Here is a 2,958-nt window from a genome sequence, read left to right as displayed (position 1 = left end):
GCTGATTCTGAGGAGCTGAATACACAGCAGTTAGCAGTGTAGCTCTTCAAGCGTGTCTTAGGCGGGGAGCAGGCCAATAAATGCACTCCCCACCGACAATCCTGAATTCAACCGACTACATCATGGGCACCCAAACTATTAGCTGGACCTGGACGCATCGCAGCGACTCAACTAGCAGCAGTAGCAACCCTACCCCGAAGCAGCGATCACAAAATAGAAAATATTGGAAACTGCAGGTTCGGACTCAGAACGGGGTAACCAAGGTCCAAACCTGGACGGATAACGGCCCTGATACTTCCTCCACCCACAATTGATGACATCTGATTTGATGACATCTGATTTGATGCGAAAAATACTTAAAAAATTGGGAGAGCTGTCGGGATTCCGGCCTAGAAGCAACAGCGCCTATTCCTGTATCCGCCAAGATGCGGAGGAGGATTGTGGCGCGGCCTGTATCGCTACGGTGAGCGCCCAGCACGGCAAATCGTTATCGATCAGCAGGGTGCGAGATGCGGTTGGAACCACAGCAACGGGCACCACTTTACTTGGGCTGAAGCGCGGGGCAGAGAGTCTCGGGTTCAATGCTCGTGCCGCCAAAGCCGACGGCTCCCTGTTGACGCAACTGCATGAGCTTCCCCTGCCGGTGATCTGCCATTGGGATGGCAGCCACTGGGTTGTCGTACATGGCAGGGAAGGCTCCCGCGTAATTGTGGCCGATCCCGCGGTAGGCCTCCTCCACATTGAGATGGAGGAATTTGTGCGCCATTGGAGTAACGGGGTGTTGCTGCTGCTGGAACCTGATCCGAGTCGCTTTGCAAATCTAGAAGAAGACCGGCACCCCGGCATCTGGGTGTTTCTCCGCTATCTCAAACCTTTTCGGCCGCTGCTAGGCCAGGCGCTGATACTCAACATGTTGATCGGTCTGCTCGCACTGGCCATGCCCTTGTTGATGCAGGTGCTCACAGACGACGTATTGGTGCGCGGTGATAGCCGCATGCTCACCAGCCTCGGCATCGGCATCATGGTGTTGTTCATGCTGCGAAGTGCCCTCACGCTGGTCCAGGGCCACATGGTAGGGCACTTTGGTCAAAAACTGCAATTGCAAATGGTGCTTCACTACGGCAATCGCCTTCTGAAGCTGCCGATCGACTATTTCGAAAGTCACCGCAGTGGTGAAGTAGTAAGTCGCATCAGCGATATCCAACTGATTAATGATTTGCTGACAGATGTGGTACTAGGCCTTCCGAGCCAGTTTGGTATCGCTCTGATCTCGCTGATCTGGATGTGGATGTACAACCCCACACTCACCCTGCTGGCACTTGCTTGCTATTTGATAGTGATCGTCTGCAATCTCAGTTTCCTGCCCGCCATTCAGGACAAAACCCGTCAGCTCTTGATTCGCTCCGCAGACAACCAGGGTTTTTTGGTGGAAGTGTTCCGAGCCGCCAACGTACTTAAGACCACTGATGCTACCGAACAGGCCTGGCAAGAATACCAACACAATTTTGGACGGCTAGCCAATCTGCGCTGGCGTGCTCTCAAACTTGGACTGGGGGAGAGCACATTGACCGGACTGCTAGGCAGCCTGAGCACCATTGCCCTGCTTTGGGTTGGCAGCTCGTTTGTAATCAGCAGGGAATTGAGTATCGGTCAGTTGTTGGCATTTAATGGCATGGGCGTGAACGTACTGGGATTTCTGGCAGGTCTTAGTGGCATCACTCAGGAGACGATCACATCCCAGGTAGTGGTCCGACGACTGGCTGAGGTGCTTGAGCGAGAAGTAGAAGATCCCCATTCGGCTGATAAGCATCCTGTGTCCATCAACCCAAGTGATGACATCACTTGTAAGGGGCTGCGCTATCATCACCCGGGGCGACTGCCCCTGATGGAAGACCTCAACCTACATATCCCAGGCGGCATCACCACAGCGCTAATCGGGGAATCGGGCTGTGGCAAAAGCAGTCTCAGCAAATTGCTCGCCGGCCTGTATCCTCTGCAGCACGGTTCAATTCACTACGGCCCATACAGCAGTCGCGACCTGTGCCTCGACAGCCTGCGCCGTCAGGTAGTGCTCATACCCCAAGACTCCGAATTCTTCAACCGCAGCATCTACGACAACTTCAGCTTTGCCCATCCGGGAATCAACTTTGAGCAAGTAGTGGCCGCCTGCCGGCTGGCCCTAGCTGATGAGTTCATTCGCGACCTGCCGGATGGTTACCGCACTGTTCTCGGCGAATTCGGGGCCAATCTCTCGGGCGGCCAACGCCAACGGCTTGCGATCGCCCGCAGCCTGATCGGCGATCCAGCCGTATTGATCATGGATGAATCAACCTCCGCTCTTGATCCAGTGTTGGAAGGGCGGTTGATGGATCAACTGCTGGAGCATCGCCGCGGACGTACAACCCTGCTGATCAGCCATCGCCCCTCAGTGATCCTGCGGGCTGACTGGATTGTGTTTATGGAAAAGGGTTGCGTGCGCTTTCAGGACCAACCCGCGGCCCTGAAGGAGCGGATTGCCGTCGCCCCTTACCTTTCCGCCGCCTGATGATCAACACCTGCCACCCATGACCGACAAAACCCGCAACCGCACCAACCTACCCGTCCTGCGGGGCCAACTGGTTGCAACTAGCGCCGATGATTTTTTACCACCGCTGGGTGGCTGGTCGCGGCGACTGGGCACCCGCCTTGCTGCCATTACTGGCCTTAGCGCAGTGGTTATGACGGTGCTGCCATGGCAAGAGACAGTGCGCGCCCAAGGGGTTGTGCGACCTACTGGCGAAAACACCGTGGTGCAAAGCGAACGTGGCGGCACAGTGCTGGAGGTGCTGGTGAAACCCAACCAAATTGTGCAGGCCGGTCAGGCCATCGCCAGACTCGATGATCGGCCCTGGCGCGATCAGCAGCGCCAGCTACAAGGCGAACTCCTGAAACTTGAATTGCAACGCAGTCAGGCCGGCG

The 2,958-nt window shown here is 56.0% G+C and carries 1 protein-coding gene and 1 pseudogene; both read left to right on the top strand.

The window, feature by feature from the left end:
- Positions 1-364: 364 nt before the first annotated feature.
- Positions 365-2,545 (top strand): peptidase domain-containing ABC transporter, encoded by a 2,181-nt coding sequence (locus tag AC01FP_RS16825; protein ID WP_474481817.1) that lies wholly within the window; start codon positions 365-367, stop codon positions 2,543-2,545.
- Positions 2,546-2,564: 19 nt separating this feature from the next.
- Positions 2,565-2,958, top strand: a pseudogene (locus AC01FP_RS16820) (hypothetical protein); the annotation flags it as partial.

This window comes from Cyanobium sp. NIVA-CYA 375 (assembly GCF_056108345.1).
Note: the sequence above shows the minus strand (reverse complement) of the source record. Positions and strands in the feature narration are given on the sequence as shown.